This window comes from Bradyrhizobium brasilense (assembly GCF_029714345.1).
Lineage (GTDB): Bacteria > Pseudomonadota > Alphaproteobacteria > Rhizobiales > Xanthobacteraceae > Bradyrhizobium > Bradyrhizobium australafricanum.
Window position 1 is genome coordinate 4,603,315 of sequence record NZ_CP121669.1, and the last position, 18,444, is coordinate 4,621,758.

The 18,444-nt window shown below is 65.1% G+C and carries 16 protein-coding genes; 9 read left to right on the forward strand and 7 right to left on the reverse strand.

What is annotated here, in order from left to right:
• Positions 1-44 precede the first annotated feature (44 nt).
• From QA635_RS21640 to QA635_RS21650, 3 genes are all read left to right on the forward strand, one after another.
• Positions 45-806 (forward strand): glycosyltransferase family 2 protein, encoded by a 762-nt coding sequence (locus QA635_RS21640; protein ID WP_283071743.1) that lies wholly within the window; start codon positions 45-47, stop codon positions 804-806.
• Positions 806-1,144 (forward strand): lipid-A-disaccharide synthase N-terminal domain-containing protein, encoded by a 339-nt coding sequence (locus tag QA635_RS21645; RefSeq protein WP_016845896.1) that lies wholly within the window; start codon positions 806-808, stop codon positions 1,142-1,144. The genes QA635_RS21640 and QA635_RS21645 overlap by 1 nt, the downstream gene beginning before the upstream one ends.
• 202 nt (positions 1,145-1,346) lie before the next feature.
• Positions 1,347-3,146: a M23 family metallopeptidase gene (locus QA635_RS21650; RefSeq protein WP_283061378.1), complete on the forward strand. Its 1,800-nt coding sequence runs from the start codon at positions 1,347-1,349 to the stop codon at positions 3,144-3,146.
• Between the two features lie 49 nt (positions 3,147-3,195).
• Here the strand turns inward: QA635_RS21650 and QA635_RS21655 are convergent, their stop codons facing one another.
• Positions 3,196-4,896, reverse strand: a complete 1,701-nt coding sequence (locus QA635_RS21655; RefSeq protein ID WP_283061379.1) for a Na/Pi cotransporter family protein — start codon at positions 4,894-4,896, stop codon at positions 3,196-3,198.
• 336 nt (positions 4,897-5,232) lie between these two features.
• Here QA635_RS21655 and QA635_RS21660 point away from each other — a divergent pair, with 336 nt between their 5' ends.
• Positions 5,233-5,478 (forward strand): PilZ domain-containing protein, encoded by a 246-nt coding sequence (locus tag QA635_RS21660; RefSeq protein ID WP_076828746.1) that lies wholly within the window; start codon positions 5,233-5,235, stop codon positions 5,476-5,478.
• Between the two features lie 140 nt (positions 5,479-5,618).
• Positions 5,619-6,443, forward strand: a complete 825-nt coding sequence (locus QA635_RS21665; protein ID WP_283061380.1) for a tetratricopeptide repeat protein — start codon at positions 5,619-5,621, stop codon at positions 6,441-6,443.
• A 15-nt stretch (positions 6,444-6,458) separates the two neighbouring features.
• On the opposite strand, the gene QA635_RS21670 is transcribed toward QA635_RS21665, so the two are convergent.
• From QA635_RS21670 to metC, 5 genes are all read right to left on the reverse strand, one after another.
• The gene (locus tag QA635_RS21670) at positions 6,459-7,727 is read right to left on the reverse strand and encodes a CpaE/TadZ family protein (protein ID WP_283061381.1); all 1,269 of its coding nucleotides are present in this window, start codon (positions 7,725-7,727) and stop codon (positions 6,459-6,461) included.
• The gene (locus QA635_RS21675; protein ID WP_283071746.1) at positions 7,724-8,461 is read right to left on the reverse strand and encodes a CpaD family pilus assembly protein; all 738 of its coding nucleotides are present in this window, start codon (positions 8,459-8,461) and stop codon (positions 7,724-7,726) included. Before QA635_RS21675 ends, QA635_RS21670 begins: the two co-directional genes overlap by 4 nt.
• Positions 8,462-8,494: 33 nt before the next feature.
• Positions 8,495-9,943 carry a type II and III secretion system protein family protein gene (locus QA635_RS21680; protein ID WP_038386716.1) on the reverse strand — a complete coding sequence of 483 codons (1,449 nt, stop codon included), beginning with the start codon at positions 9,941-9,943 and terminating at the stop codon, positions 8,495-8,497.
• 34 nt (positions 9,944-9,977) lie between these two features.
• Positions 9,978-10,778 (reverse strand): Flp pilus assembly protein CpaB, encoded by an 801-nt coding sequence (gene cpaB / locus QA635_RS21685; RefSeq protein ID WP_283061382.1) that lies wholly within the window; start codon positions 10,776-10,778, stop codon positions 9,978-9,980.
• A gap of 281 nt (positions 10,779-11,059) precedes the next feature.
• Complete coding sequence (metC, locus tag QA635_RS21690) at positions 11,060-12,256, reverse strand: cystathionine beta-lyase (protein ID WP_283061383.1); 1,197 nt, start codon at positions 12,254-12,256, stop codon at positions 11,060-11,062.
• A gap of 328 nt (positions 12,257-12,584) precedes the next feature.
• Here metC and QA635_RS21695 point away from each other — a divergent pair, with 328 nt between their 5' ends.
• From QA635_RS21695 to QA635_RS21710, 4 genes are read left to right on the forward strand one after another with little or no spacing between them, the layout of a single operon-like run.
• Complete coding sequence (locus QA635_RS21695) at positions 12,585-13,601, forward strand: amino acid ABC transporter substrate-binding protein (protein WP_028339759.1); 1,017 nt, start codon at positions 12,585-12,587, stop codon at positions 13,599-13,601.
• Between the two features lie 23 nt (positions 13,602-13,624).
• Positions 13,625-14,830 carry an amino acid ABC transporter permease gene (locus QA635_RS21700; protein ID WP_283061384.1) on the forward strand — a complete coding sequence of 402 codons (1,206 nt, stop codon included), beginning with the start codon at positions 13,625-13,627 and terminating at the stop codon, positions 14,828-14,830.
• The gene (locus QA635_RS21705; RefSeq protein WP_283061385.1) at positions 14,827-16,347 is read left to right on the forward strand and encodes an amino acid ABC transporter permease; all 1,521 of its coding nucleotides are present in this window, start codon (positions 14,827-14,829) and stop codon (positions 16,345-16,347) included. Before QA635_RS21700 ends, QA635_RS21705 begins: the two co-directional genes overlap by 4 nt.
• Before the next feature lie 11 nt (positions 16,348-16,358).
• Positions 16,359-17,099 (forward strand): amino acid ABC transporter ATP-binding protein, encoded by a 741-nt coding sequence (locus tag QA635_RS21710; RefSeq protein WP_028331915.1) that lies wholly within the window; start codon positions 16,359-16,361, stop codon positions 17,097-17,099.
• Positions 17,100-17,248: 149 nt separating this feature from the next.
• On the opposite strand, the gene QA635_RS21715 is transcribed toward QA635_RS21710, so the two are convergent.
• Entirely contained in the window at positions 17,249-18,283 is a 1,035-nt protein-coding gene (locus QA635_RS21715; protein WP_076828754.1) for a cysteine synthase A, read from the reverse strand.
• Positions 18,284-18,444 lie beyond the last annotated feature (161 nt).

Genomic DNA, 18,444 nt, shown 5'->3' on the forward strand with positions numbered 1-18,444 from the left:
CGACAACACCAACCACGAGTGCCGATTTGCCTGCTCCCGACCAGATGCCGGTCGCCGTTTCCATCGTCGTGCCCGTGCGCAACGAGGCGGACAACATCGCGCCGTTGATCGCCGAGATCGCGGCCGCGCTCGACGGACGCTGGGCCTACGAGATCATCTATGTCAATGACGGTTCGACGGATGCCACCGGTGCGCGGCTGGACGCGATCATGGCCAAGCGGCGCAATCTCCGGCAGCTCCGCCACGCAGACTCGTCGGGCCAGTCGGCGGCCGTGCGCAGCGGCGTGCGCGCCGCGCGCGGCGCGATCGTGGCGACGCTCGACGGTGACGGGCAGAACAATCCCGCCTTCCTGCCGGACCTGATCGCGGCGGTCGAGAGCGGCAACGGCCGCGTCGGCCTCGCCGCGGGCCAGCGCGTCGGGCGCAAGGACACCGGCTTCAAGAAGCTGCAATCGCGCATCGCCAACGCGGTGCGCGGCATCATCCTGCGCGACGGCACCCGCGACACCGGATGCGGCCTGAAGGCGTTTCCGCGCGAGGTGTTTCTGGCGATGCCTTACTTCGACGGGCTGCATCGTTTTCTCCCGGCACTGGTCCGCCGCGAGGGGCTGGCGATTGCCTATGTCGACGTCGTCGATCGGCCGCGCCATTCCGGCGTGTCGAACTATGGATTTTTCGACCGGCTCTGGATCGGGATCATGGATCTCGCCGGCGTGTGGTGGCTGATCCGCCGCAAGAAGCCGACGCCGGTCGTCACTGAAGTGCCCGATGTCGCTGGCGTGCCAGGCGTGACCGAGGTGAAGTGATGCTGATTCAGTACGGTCAGGCGCTGAGCGCCTATCTCTACGACGTGTTCATCGCCAAGTTCGACTTCTGGCTGGCGTTCGGCCTGATCGCGCAACTGTTCTTCACCGCGCGCTTCCTCGTGCAGTGGATTTCCAGCGAACGCGCCGGCCAGAGCGTGGTGCCGATGGCGTTCTGGTTCTTTTCGATGGGCGGCGGCCTGATGACGCTGATCTACGGGCTTGCCAAGCGCGAGCCTGTCATCATCATCGGGCAGGGTCTCGCCACGCTGATCTACATCCGCAACATCATGCTGATCGTGAAGAACCGCGGCCGCGGGTCGAAGACACTCGATAGCTGATTGCCGTCATCGCCGGAGCGGCGAGCGGTATGCCGGGCCTTGTTCGGGCATCTCGATAGATTCCAGCATCGGCTCAGCCCGGCATCAATCGCGACCGAATCTGAACCAAGGTCAAACATTCGCCCCAAGCCGCATGGCATCTACGGCCTGCCGTGGGCGTGGCGGCATCTCGAGACCGTGCCCCAGGGGATGAGGGGCGTTGATGACCAGCCGTGACGAAGCGACGAAAGCGGGTGGTTATCTATCGAGCGTCCGCGATATTCCGTCGGTTGACGAGCCGCCGCTGACCGGCGAGCGCAAATTGCCTGACCGGCGCGCCGTCAGTCTCCGCTGGATGGCGGGGACGATTCTGATCGGATCCGCCGCTGTCGCTCTTCTGGCCGGCGCGCTTCGCGGGGCGTTTGGCGATGACGCGCGATTCGCAGCCGCGCCGGTCGTGTCACTTCCGCGCTTCGCAGGGCAGGTAGTTGACGAGGCGCGGCGCGGCGATCGTCTCGACCGGAGGCTCGGCCCGCAGGGCAATTCCGCTGCGCTCAAGATTGAGCAGCTGAGCGATGCCGGCGCGGTCCGTCGATTTACCCGCGTGTCAGCGCGGCTCGCGGAGATCGATCTCGAGCCACACCAGGAAGCGCGGGGAGACGAAAAGGACGACGCGCGAGCGGGCTCGCAGCGCGACCTGCTGTCGGAGCTGCCAGCCATCATACGGACAGGTCCATCGCGCCGCCCACTGCCGGGCGGCACCAGCGCCTATGCTGACGGTGAAGACGTGCCGCATCCGCCGGCTCCGATCGGTGAGGCTGTCAACGTCACCAACCTTCCGAAGTCGCCTTCGTCGTCGCGTCACCGTCGACATGTCATTATCGCGAGAAGCGGCGACACGCTGTCCGCTATTCTGCGGGCGCTGGCGGCGGCCGCGGAGGACGCGCCGGCGATCCTTGCCGCTTTCCCGTCGCCCAGCGCTCGAGAGACGCTGTCCGGTGGCGAGAAAATCACGGTCATCGAACGAGGCGAAGACTCCGGTTCGCCGCGCGGCCATGTCGCGAAGGTGTCGATCGAACGGGCCGGCTCCGATGTGTCGGCCGTCGGTCGCACCGATGGCGGCCAATACCAGCCGATCGTACCGGAACAGCCCGACATCGCCGTGCGGAGCGACAGCCCGCTGCGTGAGTCGATCGATACGCATTCTGTTCCGGGCGAAACGCTCCGTGACGGCCTTGACGCGCTTGCGCGTTCCAACCACGTCGACCAGGGGATCGTTGCTGAACTGATGCGGCTCTGTGGCCGCGATTTCGACCTCGACGAGCCGCTCGGCGACGCCGATGTGGCTGAGATCATTTACGCACCGAACGACATCGGTCAGCCGGAGTTGGTGTTCATCGATTTGACGGCGGGCGGACAGACCCGCAGGTACTATCGCTTCACGGCGCCGGACGATGGCAGCTCCGATTTCTATGATGAGACCGGCCAGTCGATTACCAAATTCCTGTTGCGCAAGCCGGTGGTGAGCGGGCGGCTCGGCGATGGCTTTGGTTGGCGGATTCATCCGATCCTTGGCGACCGCCGTTTCCATGAGGGCGTCGATTATGCGGCGCCCTATGGTTCGCCCATCGCGGCCGCGGGCGCCGGCGTGGTCGAGACCGAAGGGTACGAACGCGGGTACGGGAAATATATCCGCGTGCGGCACGACCGCGGCTATGAGACGACCTATGCCCACGTCGCGAGCTTCCCGCCCGGGCTGAAGATCGGAGACCGCGTTCGTCAGGGCGAGACGATCGCCTTTGTCGGATCGACCGGGCTCTCGACCGGACCGCACCTTTATTACGAGGTGCGGATCAACGGCCGCAACGTTGATCCGCTTCGGATGAAGCTGTCGGGCGGCCGGTTGCTGCAAGGCGATCTGCTCGGGGCCTTCGATCGCCAGCGTGACAGCATCGACCAACTCGCCGCTGTCTCCGCGCTTCCCCAGCGTCGTTTCGGTTCCGAGCATCGGCCGCCGACATAGCGAGCGCAGATCGCATCACGCCATGCCGGCGCGGCAGGCCTTGCCGGGGTCAGGAACCCGGAGAGCTCGAAGGCACGGGCGCCACAACGTCGGTCGCTTCCATGGTGGTGCTCTCGCGATCGGCGGCGGTCTCGCCGGCGGCATCGAGCACGGGATAGGCGACCGAGCAGATGTGCGAATGGATGCGGCGAAGGTCGCGCAGCACGTCGAGATGCAGCGAAGTGGTCTCGATGGTTTCGGGCCGGCCTTCGCGCAGGCGCTCCAGATGACGCTCGACGGCGGCCAATTCGGCCGCGCGCAGCGCCGCCTTTTCGGTGAGCAGCTTGCGCGCCTCGTTGGCGTCGCCCGACATGAACACGCCGAACGCGATCCGCAGCGAGTCGATCGTGCGCTTGTGGAATGCCGACAATTCCTCGGCGCCTTCGGTGGAGAATTGCAGGCGATGCTTGATCTTCTTGGTCGCGAGCTCGCTCAGGTTCTTGTCGACGATGTCGCCGATATGTTCGAGATTGATCGCGAACGCGACGATCTCCATCGCGCGCTGGCCCTCGCGCTCGTCCAGGCTGCCGCGGGTGAGTTTCGTGACGTAAAGCTTGATCGCCTCGTTCAGCCGGTCGACGGTGTTGTCCATCTTCGACACCTGGTCGACCAGGGCGCGATCGTTGGTCAGCATCGCCGCCATCACCTTGCGCAGCATGGCCTCGGTGTGATCACCCATATGCAGCACCTCGCGCGCCGCATCGGCCAGCGCCAGCGAAGGCGTCTCCAGCGCGCTCTCGTCGAGATAGCGCGGCCGTGAAGGATCGGTCTCCTGCGCTCGCTTCGGCAACAGACGCTCGAGCAGCCGCGCCATGTGATCGAGCACGCCGATGAACAGCAGCGCGGTCGCAACGTTGAAGGCGATGTGGAACAGCGCCGTCGCCTTGGCGAGATCGGGCTGCCAGGCGTAGATGATCTCGGTGATCGGGCGCAGGAACGGCACCACCAGCAGGATGCCGACGACGCGGTTGACGAGGTTGCCGACCGGCAGCCGGTAACTCGCCGGATTGTCGCGCCGGGCGCCCTCCAGCAACGGATTGATGGCGCTGCCGAGGTTGGCGCCGAGCACCAGCGCAAATGCGGCATAGGGCGAGATGAACTGGGAAAAGGCCAGCGACATCACCAGCAGCACGCTGGCGACACTGGAATGGACCAGCCAGGTGACGACGGCGCCGATCAGGATGCAGAGCACGGGATCGCCGGTGATCGCACCCAGGAACACGCGCACGCCCGGGGCATTCTCGGCGGGCGCCATCGTATCGAGCAGGATGTGCAGCGCCAGCAGCATCAGGCCGAGGCCGATCGAGACGCGGCCGAGATCCTTGATCCGGGAGCGCGGCCCGCTGCGGAACGCGACGAGGCCGACAATGAAAAGTACCGGCGCGATGGCGGCGACGTTGAACGACAGCACCTGCACGATCAGCGTGGTGCCGATATTGGCGCCGAGCATGATCGCGAGCGCCGGCACCAGGCTGACGATCTCTTCGGCGGCGAAGGAACTGGTAATCAGGGCAGTCGCGGTCGAACTCTGGAGCAGGGCGGTCAGGCCAAGGCCGGCGCCAAGGGCGGTAAAGCGATTGCGCAGCGCCCGGGCGAGCAGCAGCCGCAAATCCGGCCCGAAGGCGCGCAGAATCCCGCTATGGACCATGTGCAGGCCCCACAGCAGGAGCGCCACGCCCCCCATCAGATCGAGCAGAACAATGCTTCCCATGCTTCCTGGCATCCCGGCGAATTCGAGTCGAAAGAACATAGGTATCGTCTATCGACTGGCGATCAACCCCTTTTTGTTCTCATGCGACCACGGCGGGAACAACGCACGCGATCGAGTGGGGCGGCCCATCGGGGGGACGTCATTCGACCTGCAGCACAGATCATTCAACTATTCAATCTTTGATTGATCAAAGCTCGTGTCGCCGGGCGAGGCGCCGCCGGTAAACGAATCTCGAACGCGACCGCTCAATTGCGATGGGTTCCGCTAGGCAGTTTCCAATCTTTCCCCGCTATGACAATAGGCCAGGAAGTTGCCCAGAAAGGCTTGGGGATCAGAATGTTTATGAATCGCCGCAAGAGCGAACGCCGCCCGTGCCGGAGCGTCGCCAAAATTCAGCTGGGCACAGGGTCGCTGCCTCGCGACTGCATGATCACCGATATTTCGGCCGGCGGCGTCAAGGTGATCGCCGAATATTTGGAGATCCCGCCGGAATTCACCATCATCCTGTCGAGCGGCAGTCCGCGTCAGTGCCGGCTGGCCTGGCAAATCGGGCACGAGTTCGGCGCTCAGTTCGTCGACTGAAGCTGCCATTTGGCTCCTGTCTCGCCAGGCGTCCGGCACCGCATCTAGGCCGGATGACGGCGACATGATGGCATCCTTAACCGGACCTTAGGGTTAAGCTGTGAGCATCCCGGAACCTTCGCCGTTCCGAGTCTCGCTTTATGTTTGAGAAATTCCCCCGACCCTCAGGCCGCGCGCGCCGTCTCGCGGGCTCGGTATCTGCCGCGATCCTGCTGATCGGGTTGTCTGCCTGTCAAACCTCCGGCCCGTCTGACATCACCGGCTCATTGGGCGACACGGCGGAGGCCACGCCGGCGCCGGCCGATCCGCGGCGCGACATCGCGACCTACCACGAGCGCGTCCGCGCCAACCCGAAAGACACCGACGCCGCGCTGAAATATGCCCGGGCGTTGCGCGCCACCGGCCAGCGGGCCCAGGCGGTCGCGGTCATGGAGCAGGCGGTGCTGGCGCAGCCCAGCAACAAGGCACTTCTCGCAGGTTACGGACGGGCGCTCGCCGACAACGGCAATTTCCAGCAGGCATTCGACGTGCTCGGGCGCGCGCATACTCCGGAAGATCCCGACTGGCGCATCCTGTCGGCGCAGGGCGCCGTGCTCGACCAGCTCGATCGCCACGACGAGGCGCGGCAGTATTATGCGAGTGCGCTGAAGATCGTGCCTGACGATCCGTCAGTGCTCTCCAATATCGGGCTGTCCTATCTGCTGTCGAAGGACCTGCCGAAGGCCGAGGAGACGCTGCGCCGTGCCCGGGAGCGCGCCCCCGGCGACATGCGGGTGCGAACCAATCTCGCCGTCGTGGTTGGCTTGCAGGGCCGTCAGTCCGAGGCGGAAACCATCATGAAGGCCGATTTGCCGGCGGAGCAGGGCTCAGCCAACGTCGCCGCGCTGAAGCGGCTGTTGGCGCGCAGGGATGCGAGCCGCGCCGACGCCGAGAAGATCCCGGTCGCAGCCAGTCGCCGCGACTAGGGCGCTAGCGGGACACTAGCCGGCGGCCCGGCGCCCGTCGTTTCGGCGCGACTGCAGCTTCTTGAGGATCGGCGACAGGAACGACTCGCGGGCTTCGGCGAGATCGGGACGGCCGGTGAGGCGCTGCGCGATCTGCAGGAAAGTCCTTGTGGTGCGGTGACGCGCGGAGACTTCCGCGATCATCTGGCCGTTGTTGGCGGCTTCACCGAACAGCCTGCAGTCGAACGGGATCGCCGCGATCGGCTGGCTCTCGATTGTCTTGGCGAAATCCTTGACCTCGATCTCGGGGCGCTTCGACATGCCGACCTGGTTCAGGCAGTAGAGCGGCGGGCGGTCGTTCGGACGCGCGGTCCTCAACAGGTTCAGCATGTTCTTGGTGTTGCGCATGTTGGCGAGGTCGGGCTCGGCCACGATCAGGATATCGTCGGCACCGACCAGCACGCGTTTGGTCCAGGCGGTCCATTGATGCGGCACGTCGAGCACGATGCAGGACGTCGTCATGCGCATCGTATCGAAGATCGCATCGAACGCCTCGGCGCCGAAATCGTAGACCTGGTCGAGGGTGGCCGGCGCCGCCAGCAGGCTGAGATGATCGCCGCACTTTGCGAGCAGGCGTTCCATGAAGGCAGAGTCCGGACGTTCGGGCGAGAACACGGCGTTGGCGATGCCCTGCACCGGGTCCTGATTGTAGTCCAGGCCGGCGGTACCGAAGGCGAGGTCGAGATCGACGACGACCGAATCCAGCCCGAGGTCGCGCGCGATGGTCCAGGCGACATTGTGGGCAATGGTCGAGGCGCCGACGCCGCCCTTGGCGCCCGCGACCGCGATCAGGCGGCCGACCGAGACCGCTTCGGAAGCCGAGAACAGGCTGCAGATCGAGCGCACGATGTCGAGCACCTTGACCGGCCCGATGACGTAGTCGTTGACGCCGCGCCGGACCAGTTCGCGATACGGCGCAGTCTCGCCGGCCGTGCCGAGCACCACGACGCGGGTGCCGGGATCGCAGACGGTGGCGAGCTCGTCGAGACCGGCCAGGAAATCATGATCCGGCTCGGTCTCGAGCATGATGACGTTGGGCGTCGGCGCCTTGTGGTAGGCGTCGATCGCCGCGGCGATGCCGCCCATATGGACCGAGAGATGAGCCTTGGCGAGCCGGCGGTCGTCGGCAGCCGCGCGTGCGTTCGCGGCGGTCGCGACGCTGGCGCAGAAGGCCTGCACGGAAATCCGCGGCGCCGGCGCGATGTAATCGTTGGCGTGCTGCGGCTCGTCTTGTTGTTCGGTCATTTCGCGGCGTCGCTCAGCTTGGCTTTCTCGGCTTCGGGGTAGGCGGTCGCGGTCGACTCACCCTTGCGGTATTTATCGAACGCGATCGTACGGCGCGGCGTATAGGCGGCGGTCTCGGTTCGCGGCTGTTCGAGGTCGGACGGATTGGCGACCATGGCGGCAAGGTTACGCTGCGTTGCGCAGCCGAAATTGTCGTACTGCTTGTTCTCGTTGTAGCTCGGATTGTAGATCGAGGGACCGAGGTCGCTCGGCCACACTCCGCAGGGACCGGCGACGGCGGCCATCTTCGGATAGCTCAGCCGAATGGTCGGAAGCGCGCGCGGATCGTCGAGATGATAGGGACGCTTGGTGATGGCATGGGCGGGCACGCCCATCGACGCCAGCAGGCCGCGGATCTCCTGATACACTGCCTGTGCAGAGCGCGCGTTCGAGCTGTCGGCCGGCACGTCGATCGCAATCGCGCCGGTGCCTTCGCGGCGCCAGGTACGCGCCAGCCCCATGACGTCGTCGCGCTGCGTTTCGGTGAGGTTGCCGCGCGCGCGGCCGACGAAGACGACGATCGATTGCTCGCCTTCGGTGACGGCGATCGGATGCCGCTGCCGGTAGTCGTCGGGCACCGTGCCGGTGACAACATCGCCCGTCAGATTGCAGCCGCCGAGCGCGATCGCGCTGACGGCGAGGGCGCCGAACAGCGACAGCGTCCTGGCACGACCGGCTTGTGTGTTGCGTGTCATCATAGGATCCCCCAACCCCTTCAGGTCCGCGCCTCAGTCGATGATGAAGCCGAAATTGACCGGCGTGGCACCGATCGGCTCGCCGCGGGCGGCAACGCCGTAGATGCGATTGACGCGCGCCAGCAGTGCCGACTGCGCGTCGGAAGCCGGAGCAAATCCGTCGTCGGGACGGGACAGCTCCTTCTGCGCAACGGCGCGCACCACGTAGGGCGTCACGATGACCATGAGCTCGGTCTCGTTGTTGACGAAGTCCTGGCTCCGGAAGAGCTGGCCGAGGATAGGGATCTGATCGACGCCGGGCATGCCGTTGATGGCCTGCTTGGTCTGCTCCTGGATCAAACCGGCCATCGCGATCGAGCCACCGGAGGGCACCTCCAGCGTGGTATCGGCGCGGCGGGTCTTGATCGAGGGAATGGTCGTGCCGTTCTGGCCGCCGGTCAGGGCGTTTTCCATCGAGACTTCGGAGACCTCGGTCATCACCTTCAGGCTGATCCGGCCCTCGGTCAGCACCACAGGAGTGAAGTTGAGCGAGATGCCGAATTTCTTGAAGCTGACGGTCTGAACGCAATTGCCGATCGTGCCCGACGTCGTCGTCTGGCAGGTGACGCCGGTGGGAATCGGAAACTCGCCGCCTGAAATGAAAGTCGCCGACTCGCCGGAGATCGCGGTGAGGTTGGGTTCGGCCAGCGTCTTGACCACGCCGGCGCTCTCCATCGCGCGCAGCGTCGCGGTGACGGTCGGCACGCCGAGCTTGTTCAGGGCTGCGCCCGTCAGCCCGTTGTTGGGGGCGAGCGCACCGTTATTGGCGGTGAAGGCGTTGGCGTTGTTGAAGACCACCGCGGCGGTGCCGTAGTTCATGTTGGCGCTGAGATCGACGCCGAGCTGCTTGACGACGTCCCGGCGGACTTCGGCGACGGTGACTTTCAGCATCACCTGGTCGCGGCCGCGGACCACGATGGAATTGACGACCTTGTCGGCGCTGCCGACCAGTTTGGCGGCGATGTCGCCGGCCTGCTGGGCCTCGACCGGGCTTGCCACCGTGCCGGTCAGGACGACGCTGTCGCCGACGCCCTCGATCTGGACGCCGGGCAGCATCTGTTTCAGCGCGGCGCGCATGCCGTTGAGGTCGCGCTTGATCGCGATGTCGTAGGAAGCGACCTGGTTGCCGTCGGCGTCGAAGAACACCACGTTGGTCTGGCCGACCGCCGCGCCGATGATATAGGCGCGCTGCGCCGAGCGGATCACCGCGTTGGCGATCTTGGGATCCGCGACCAGAACGTCCTTGGCCTCGCGCGGCAGGTCGACCACGACCGACTTGCCAACGCCGAGCGAGACGGAGCGCGTCTTGGCGGCGATGCTGCTGGTCACCGCGACATCCGCGTTCTTGTCGGGATCGGTCGCGCTGGCAAGGGCAGGGATCAGCATCAGCGCGGTGATCGCCGAGAATGACAGCGCGCGGACCAGCGTGGTCGACGTCGCCATTTGTTTCGCACCCGTCGTCATATCGAAGCCCCCATCACTTCTGTGTCGTCAGAGAGCTCGGGATGCCGAAACGCACCACCTTGATGCTCTCGCCCCGCTTCGGGGCATGGTCTCTGGTCTCGTCGATCTGCTCGTTGACGTCGGCGATGCTGCGCAGCGCCAGCGCCAGCGTGCCGCTCTGCCGGGCGCGCGCCAGCGTCTCGGCCTGTTCGGGCTTGAGCTCGAGGGTCACGGTCTTGCCGACGAGGGAGTTGTTGCCGTCCTTCTCCTTCGGCGCCTGGTCGATCGCCAGCACGCGGACGTTGGACAGCAGGATTTCAGTGGTGACGATGTCGCGGCCGCCTTGCTGGTCGGGATTCTTGTCGCGACGCGACAGGATCACATCGACGCGGTCGTTCGGCAGAATGAAGCCGCCGGCGCCGGTCTCCGGCGAGATTTCGGTGGAGATCGCGCGCATGCCGGAGGGCAGGATCGCGGCCATGAAGCCGCTTCCGTTGGCCTTGACCAGCTTTTGCTCGCGGATCGGTTCGCCGACGATGAAGGGCGCGCGTGCGATCGAACCGATGACGTCGTTCATGGCATTGGCGTTGGCGTCGTGACGGATGAACGCGCTGCTTGCAGTTTCAGCCGGCCAGCGCTGCCACTGGATGTCTTCGGCCTTGACCGCTTGACCGAGCCCGATGTCGGACTTTGCGACCAGCACTTCGACGGTCGGCAGTTGCGCGACGGGCGGCGCGACGGGCGCCGGTTTGCGATCGCCAACGCTCGCGAGATACATGGCCGCGAGGCCTGCGACGCCGGCGATGCCGAGGACCACGATGCGTGCCGTTTTCATGCGATTGTCTGAATGCCCTTCACACAGGGCAATCGCGTCCTTGCGGCACTGACAGCCCTTCCCGAGGCATCACTACGGCCGCAAAAGTATAAGGGAACTTGATGGAAGGTCCGGACAATTAAGGGATTGGTGGGGATGGTGAACGGCGGGTTATCGGCGCCGTTGCATCTCCGCAGAATCCCGGAGATCGCGCGTGCTTAAGGCGTACGACGTTGGTCGCAACGCGGCGTCAGCGCCGGTGGAGCGTGGTTAATGTCGTCTAACGTGGCAGGGCGCGAGGATCAGAGCGCGGCCTTCAACGCCGCAAATCCACGGTCGAGATCGGCCTTGAGGTCGTCGAGATTCTCGAGCCCGATATGCAGCCGCAGCGTCGGCCCGCCCGGCGACCATTTGGTCGCGGTGCGATAGTCGCTGCAGTCGAACGGGATGGCGAGGCTTTCGAAGCCGCCCCAGGAAAAGCCCATGCCGAACAGGGTGAGCGCGTTCAGCATTGCATCGACCGCGGTCTGCGGCACCGGCTTCAGCACGATGCTGAACAGGCCGGAGGCGCCGGTGAAGTCGCGTTTCCAGATCGCGTGCCCGGGATCGGTGTCGAGGGCAGGGTGCAGCACGCGATCGACCTCGGGCCGCGCGCCGAGCCAGCGCGCGATCTCGAGTCCGGAGCGGTGGTGCTGCGCAAGCCGCACCGATAGCGTGCGAACCCCGCGCAGCGCGAGATAGACGTCGTCGGGGCCGGCGCAGACGCCGAGCAGGCGGATCGCCTCCTGGATCAGCGGCCAGGCTTTCGCATTGGCTGCGATGGTGCCGAACATGATGTCGGAGTGGCCGCCGACATATTTGGTGCCGGCCTGCATGCTGATGTCGACGCCCTGTTCGAGCGAGCGGTGATAGAGCGGCGTCGCCCAGGTGTTGTCGTCGATCATGAGCGCGCCGCGGGCGTGCGCCACGGCCGATATCGCCCGCACGTCCGGCATCTCGAACGTCTGCGAGCCGGGCGCTTCGATCAGCACCGCGCGGGTGTTCGGCCTGAACAGCGTCTCGATGCCGGCGCCGATCAGCGGATCGAAATAGCTGGTCTCGATGCCGTAGCGCTTGAGCATGTTGTCGCAGAAATTGCGGGTCGGCCGATAGGCATTGTCGCACACCAGGAGGTGATCGCCGGTTTTGAGCACGGCGAGCAGCGTGGTGCTGATCGCCGCCAGTCCCGACGGGGCAAGGCCGACGCCGGCGCATTGCGGGCCTTCCAGCGCCATCAGCACGTCCTGCAGCGCCCGCGTGGTCGGGCTGCCGTGGCGGCCATAGGTAAATTCGGCGCGATGGGCGTGGAGGTCCTCCGCGGTCGGATAGAGCACGGTCGAGCCGTGAAACACCGGCGGATTGACAAAGCCCTTCTGGGCCTTGGTGTCGCGGCCGGCCGTGACCAGGCGGGTGGCGGCCTGTTGCGGGTGGGAGGGCGTGGAGCCGTCGGAGGAGGTCATGGAGCGCTGCCGTTAAACTTTAGACTTTTTGCCGCAGCCGTACCGCGTCGGGAAGACGGGGCCGGGCCGGGAGGTGTTACTAACAAGAGGTAGAAGACATGCGTCAACCCCTTGACCCGGCTCGTCAGTCGCTATGTGATGCGGCGCAACTACCAGTCGCCGCACGTTGAGGGGCCTGCCGCGACCTACGATCCGTTGCCTGACCGGTTTGCACGTCAAACTGCCGGTCAAATCGGCATTTTTGCTGCAAGGGATCATTGGGATGGCCCGTGAACGCGAGGCGATCACAATGCAAACGTCCACCGGACGACCCTGAAAGGCCCCGCCCATGAAACGCGTATCCCTGGCTGTCACCCTTGCCGCTGCCGCCGCCCTGTCGGTCCAGGCCGCCTCGGCGCAAACCCTCAAGACGGTCAAGGACCGAGGCCAGCTGTCCTGCGGCGTCAGCGGCGGCCTGCCGGGCTTCTCGTCGCCGGACGACAAGGGGAACTGGACCGGCATCGACGTCGACATCTGCCGTGGCATCGCGGCGGCGATCTTCGACGATCCGTCCAAGGTCAAGTTCGTGCCCCTGTCGGCCAAGGACCGCTTCACCGCGCTGCAGTCGGGCGAGATCGACGTGCTGTCGCGCAACACCACCTGGACGCTGTCGCGCGATACCTCGCTCGGCGCCAACTTCACCGGCGTGACCTATTATGACGGGCAGGGCTTTCTGGTGAAGAAGTCGCTCAAGGTGAACTCGGCGCTGGAGCTGAACAGCGCGTCAGTCTGCGTGCAGACCGGCACCACGACCGAGCAGAACCTCGCCGACTACTTCAAGGGCAACAACATGAAGTACGAGGTGATCGCGTTCGCCGGCGCCGACGAGACCGTGAAGGCCTACGAGACCGGCCGCTGCGACGTGTTCACCTCCGACGTGTCCCAGCTCTATGCGCAGCGGCTGAAGCTCGCCAACCCGGCCGACCACGTCGTGCTGCCCGAGATCATCTCCAAGGAGCCGCTCGGCCCGATGGTTCGCCATGGCGACGACCAGTGGTTCGACATCGTGAAGTGGGCGCTGTTCGCCCAGATCAATGCCGAGGAACTCGGCGTCACCCAGAAGAACGTCGACGAGATGGCCAAGTCGGACAAGCCCGACCTCAAGCGCGCCTTCGGCACCGACGGCAATCTCGGTGAGCAGCTCGGCCTGACCAAGGACTGGTTCTCCCGCATCATCAAGGCCGTCGGCAATTACGGCGAGATGTACGATCGCAACGTCGGCGTCGGATCGAAGCTGCAGATCGCACGCGGGCTCAACAATCTCTGGAATAAGGGCGGCATCCAGTACGCGCCTCCGATCCGCTGATTGGCGACGAGGCGGCTGCGGCGATGACGACCGAGCCCCGAAAACCACCGCCGCAGTTCATCTTCCGCCTGAAGCGCGTGCTCGGCGGCCAGTCCGGCTGGACTGGCCTTGCCGTGCAGATCGTGTTCGCGGCGGTGTTGGCCTGGGTAGCCTATGAGATCGTGGCCAATGCCCGCGCCAACCTGGAGACGCAGCGCATTGCCTCCGGGTTCGGGTTTCTCAAGAACAATGCGGGCTTTGACGTCAGCCTGAACCTGATCCCGTATTCGGGATCGGACACCTATACGCGGGTGTTCTTTGTCGGCCTGTTCAACACGCTGCTGGTTGCGGGCATTGGCATCGTCTTCGCCACCATCATCGGCTTCATCATTGCGCTGTGCCGGCTGTCGCCGAACTGGCTGCTGGCGCGGCTCGGCGAGATCTATGTCGAGATCGTCCGCAATCTGCCGCTGCTGTTCCAGCTGTTATTCTGGTACCTCGCGGTGCTGGCGGCGCTGCCGGGGCCGCGCCAGAGCATCTCGCTGTTCAACGCCTTCTTCCTCTCCAATCGCGGGCTGGTGATCCCGCGGCCGATCGGCGAGCCCGGGCTTGATCCGTTTCTGATCGCGCTCGCGATCGCCGTCGCAGGCGCGCTGGCGCTGCGCGGCTACGCAAGGCGGGCGCTGTTTCAACGCGGGCAGGCGATACGAATCTGGCCCTATGTGCTCGGCCTGCTGGCTGGCTTGCCGCTGGTGACGATGCTGGTGTTCGGGCTGCCGGTGACCTTCGAGCTGCCGCAACTCAAGGGCTTCAACTTCGCCGGCGGTGCGCGGGTGATTCCGGAGCTGGTTGCGCTGGTGGTCGCGCTGTCGACCTATACGGCGGCCTTCATCGCCGAGATCGTCCGCGCCGGCATTCTGTCGGTCCATAAGGGACAGATGGAAGCCGGCTCGTCGCTCGGCCTGTCGCGCGGCACCACCTTGCGGCTGATCGTCGTGCCGCAGGCGATGCGCGTCATCGTTCCGCCGCTGACCAACCAGTACCTCAACCTGACCAAGAATTCGTCGCTGGCGGTCGCGATCGGCTATCCCGACCTGGTCTCGGTATTCGCCGGCACGACGCTGAGCCAGACCGGCCAGGCGATCGAGATCATCGCCATCACCATGGGCGTGTACCTCCTGATCTCGCTGGTCACCAGCGCGATCATGAGCGTCTATGGCTGGCGCATCAACCGGAGCCTTGGGGCATGACCGACGTCACCGCGTCATCCTTTGTCCGGCAAGACCTGGTGCCCGAACGCCGGGCGCCGGTGAAGACCACCGGCCTCGTCGGCTTCATCCGCACGCGGCTGTTGAATTCGCCGACCAACATCCTGCTGACGATCCTGGCGCTGGGGCTGCTCTGGTACACGATCGTACCCGCGTTCAAGTTCCTGCTGGTCGATGCGGTCTGGAGCGGCAAGGACCGCAATGCATGCCTCGCCGAGACCGCCGGCCGTCAGGTCGGCGCCTGCTGGCCCTACATCCAGGCCAAGCTCACCCAGCTGATCTACGGCTTCTACCCGGAAGCCGAGCGCTGGCGTGTCAACCTGACCTTCGTCCTCGCGGCCGTCCTGTTGCTGCCACTCCTTATTCCGCGCCTGCCGGCGAAGGGCCTGAATGCGAGCCTGTTCTTCTTCGCGTTCCCGGCGGTCGCCTTTTTCCTGCTGCGCGGCGGCGGACTAGCCGGTTTCGGCGTCAGCTGGGTCGCGAGCCTGTTGCAGCTGTTCGACGACAGCGTCGTCAATGCCGGCCAGGCGCTGGTCAATCTCAGCCGGAGTTCGGCGATCGGGCCGCTGCTGTGGGCCGTCGGCAACATCATCGTACTCGCCGGCAGCCTGATCGGCTGGCTGATCTTTCCGCTGACCTGGCTGCGCGAGCAGCTCCAGATGTCGGGCCAGCCGCTGTGGTTCGACTTCCTGCTGACCGCGGCGATCGTCTCGCTGATCCTGTTTTTCCTCGGCGGCGGCATGCGAACCGGACAACGGGCGCTGCTCGGGAGCCTCGCGAGCTTTGCCGGCATCGCGATCGTGATCAAGCTGATGGGGCTCGACCGCGGCGGACTGCCCATCGTCGACACCAGGCTGTGGGGCGGCCTCCTTGTGACGCTGGTGGTGTCGGTCACCGGCATCGTCACCTCGATGCCGATCGGGATCGCGCTGGCGCTGGGTCGCCGCTCGACCATTCCGCTGATCCGGATCTTCTCGATCGCCTTCATCGAGTTCTGGCGCGGCGTGCCGCTGATCACCGTGCTGTTCTTCGCAACCTATATGCTGCCGCTGTTCCTGCCGGGCAACTTCAACGTCGACGGGCTGGTCCGCGCGCTGATCGGCATTGCGCTGTTTGCCGGCGCCTACCAGGCCGAGGTGGTGCGCGGCGGCCTTGCCGCGATCCCGCGCGGGCAGGGCGAGGCGGCGAGCGCGCTCGGCCTGTCCTGGTGGAAGACCACGTCGCTGATCGTGATGCCGCAGGCGCTGCGCCACGTGATTCCGGGTCTCGTCAACAGCTTCATCGCGCTGTTCAAGGACACCTCGCTGGTCTCGATCGTCGCGCTGTTCGACCTCTTGGGATCGTTGCACGCGACGTTCTCCGATCCGACCTGGTCGACGCCGACCACGGCCTTTACCGGCTTCGCCTTCGCTGGAATGATCTACTTCGTGTTCTGCTTTGGAATGTCGCGCTACTCGCTGTTCGTCGAAAACCGGCTCAACGCTCACCGCCGCCACTGAACAAGGTCACCATGTCCACAACCCCGATCGTCAACATTTCCGCTCTCAACAAATGGTACGGCGACTTCCATGTGCTGCGCGACATCAACCTGGAGGTCGGCAAGGGCGAGCGCATCGTGATCTGCGGCCCATCCGGTTCGGGCAAGTCGACCCTGATCCGCTGCATCAACGCGCTGGAGGAGTTCCAGGAGGGCGAGATCGTGGTCGACGGCATCGACCTCGGCCCGAACCTTCGCCGTGTCGACGAAGTCCGCCGCGAGGTCGGCATGGTGTTCCAGAGCTTCAACCTGTTCCCGCATCTCACCGTGCTCGACAATTGCACGCTGGCGCCGATCTGGGTGCGCAACATCCCGAAGAAGGATGCCGAGGCCACCGCGATGAAGTTCCTCGAGCGGGTCAAGATCCCGCATCAGGCCAACAAGTTTCCCGGCCAGATGTCGGGCGGTCAACAGCAGCGCGTTGCGATCGCCCGCGCGCTGACCATGAACCCGAAGGTGATGCTGTTCGACGAGCCGACCTCGGCGCTCGACCCCGAGATGGTCAAGGAAGTGCTCGACACCATGGTCGATCTTGCCAAGGAGGGCATGACAATGCTGGTCGTCACCCATGAAATGGGCTTTGCCCGCGAGGTCGCCAACCGTGTCGTCTTCATGGACGCGGGCCAGATCATCGAATCGAACACGCCGCAGGAATTCTTCGCCAACCCGCAGCACGCGCGGTCGAAGCTGTTCCTAAGTCAGATTCTGCGGTGATTTCCGCCGTCATTGCGAGCCACCCGGTCGGCGCAAAGCGCCGCCGGATGACAGGCTCCGCGAAGCAATCCAATCTTCCGCATCGGAAGCATGGATTGCTTCGTCGCAATGGCTCCTCGCAATGACGTCTGCGGGACGCCATTCGCTCCCTAGACCAGCGGCAGCTCGATCTTGCTGCGCTTTTCCAGCCATTCCGGGACCGGCAGGTTCTTCGAGCGCATGAAGGCCGGGTTGAACAGCTTGGACTGATAGCGGTTGCCGGAGTCGCAGAGGATGGTGACGATGGTCTTGCCGGGGCCGAGCTGCTTGGCGAGCTGGATCGCGCCTGCGATGTTGACGCCGGTCGAGCCGCCGAGGCACAGGCCTTCGTGCTCCAAAAGCTCATAGATGATGGTCACGGCTTCCTCGTCGGAGATCAGGAACGCGGTGTCGACCTTCGCCGTCTCGACCACCGGCGTCACGCGTCCGAGCCCGATGCCTTCCGTGATCGAATCGCCCGGCGTCGATTTGACCTGCCCATTTTTGAACAGTTCGTACATCCCGAAGCCGTGCGGATCGGCACAGGCGGTGACGATGGCCGGGTTCTTTTCCTTCAGGTAACGGCTGATGCCGGCAAGCGTGCCGCCGGTGCCGACCGAGCAGATGAAGCCGTCGACCTTGCCGTCGGTCTGCTGCCAGATTTCAGGTCCGGTCGAGTCGTAATGCGCCTTGGGGTTATCGAGGTTGTTCCACTGGTCGGCGAACAGCACGCCGTTCGGTTCGGTCTTGCGCAGCTGTTCGGCGAGACGCCTGCCGAGATGCTGATAGTTGTTCGGATTGGCGAAGGGCAGCGCGGGCGCCTCGACCAGCTCGGCGCCGCACAGCCGCAGCATGTCCTTCTTTTCCTGGCTCTGCGTCTCCGGAATGACGATCAGGGTGCGGTAGCCGCGCGCACTCGCCACGACAGCAAGCCCGATCCCGGTATTGCCGGCGGTCGACTCCACCACGAGGCCGCCGGGCTTCAGCGTGCCGCGCCTCTCGGCCTCCAGGATCATCCATTTGCCGGCACGATCCTTCACCGACTGGCCCGGGTTCATGAATTCGGCCTTGCCGAGAATGGTGCAGCCGGTCAGTTCGGACGCCCGTTTCAGCTTGATGAGGGGGGTGTTGCCGATCGCTTCGATGACGTCTTTGTTGAATATCATGTCGGGGAATTTCTTTGCCGGTCTGTGTCTTGCTTGGCGAACCTAGTGTGCTGATCGAAAAAGGGAAGGGCTTTTGCACTGCGGCAAAAGGCGGGTCCAACGCGCTTGACCTCGCACGCGCGGATGTCTCGGGCGTGGGGAGAACGTCGTTTTGCGGCGGT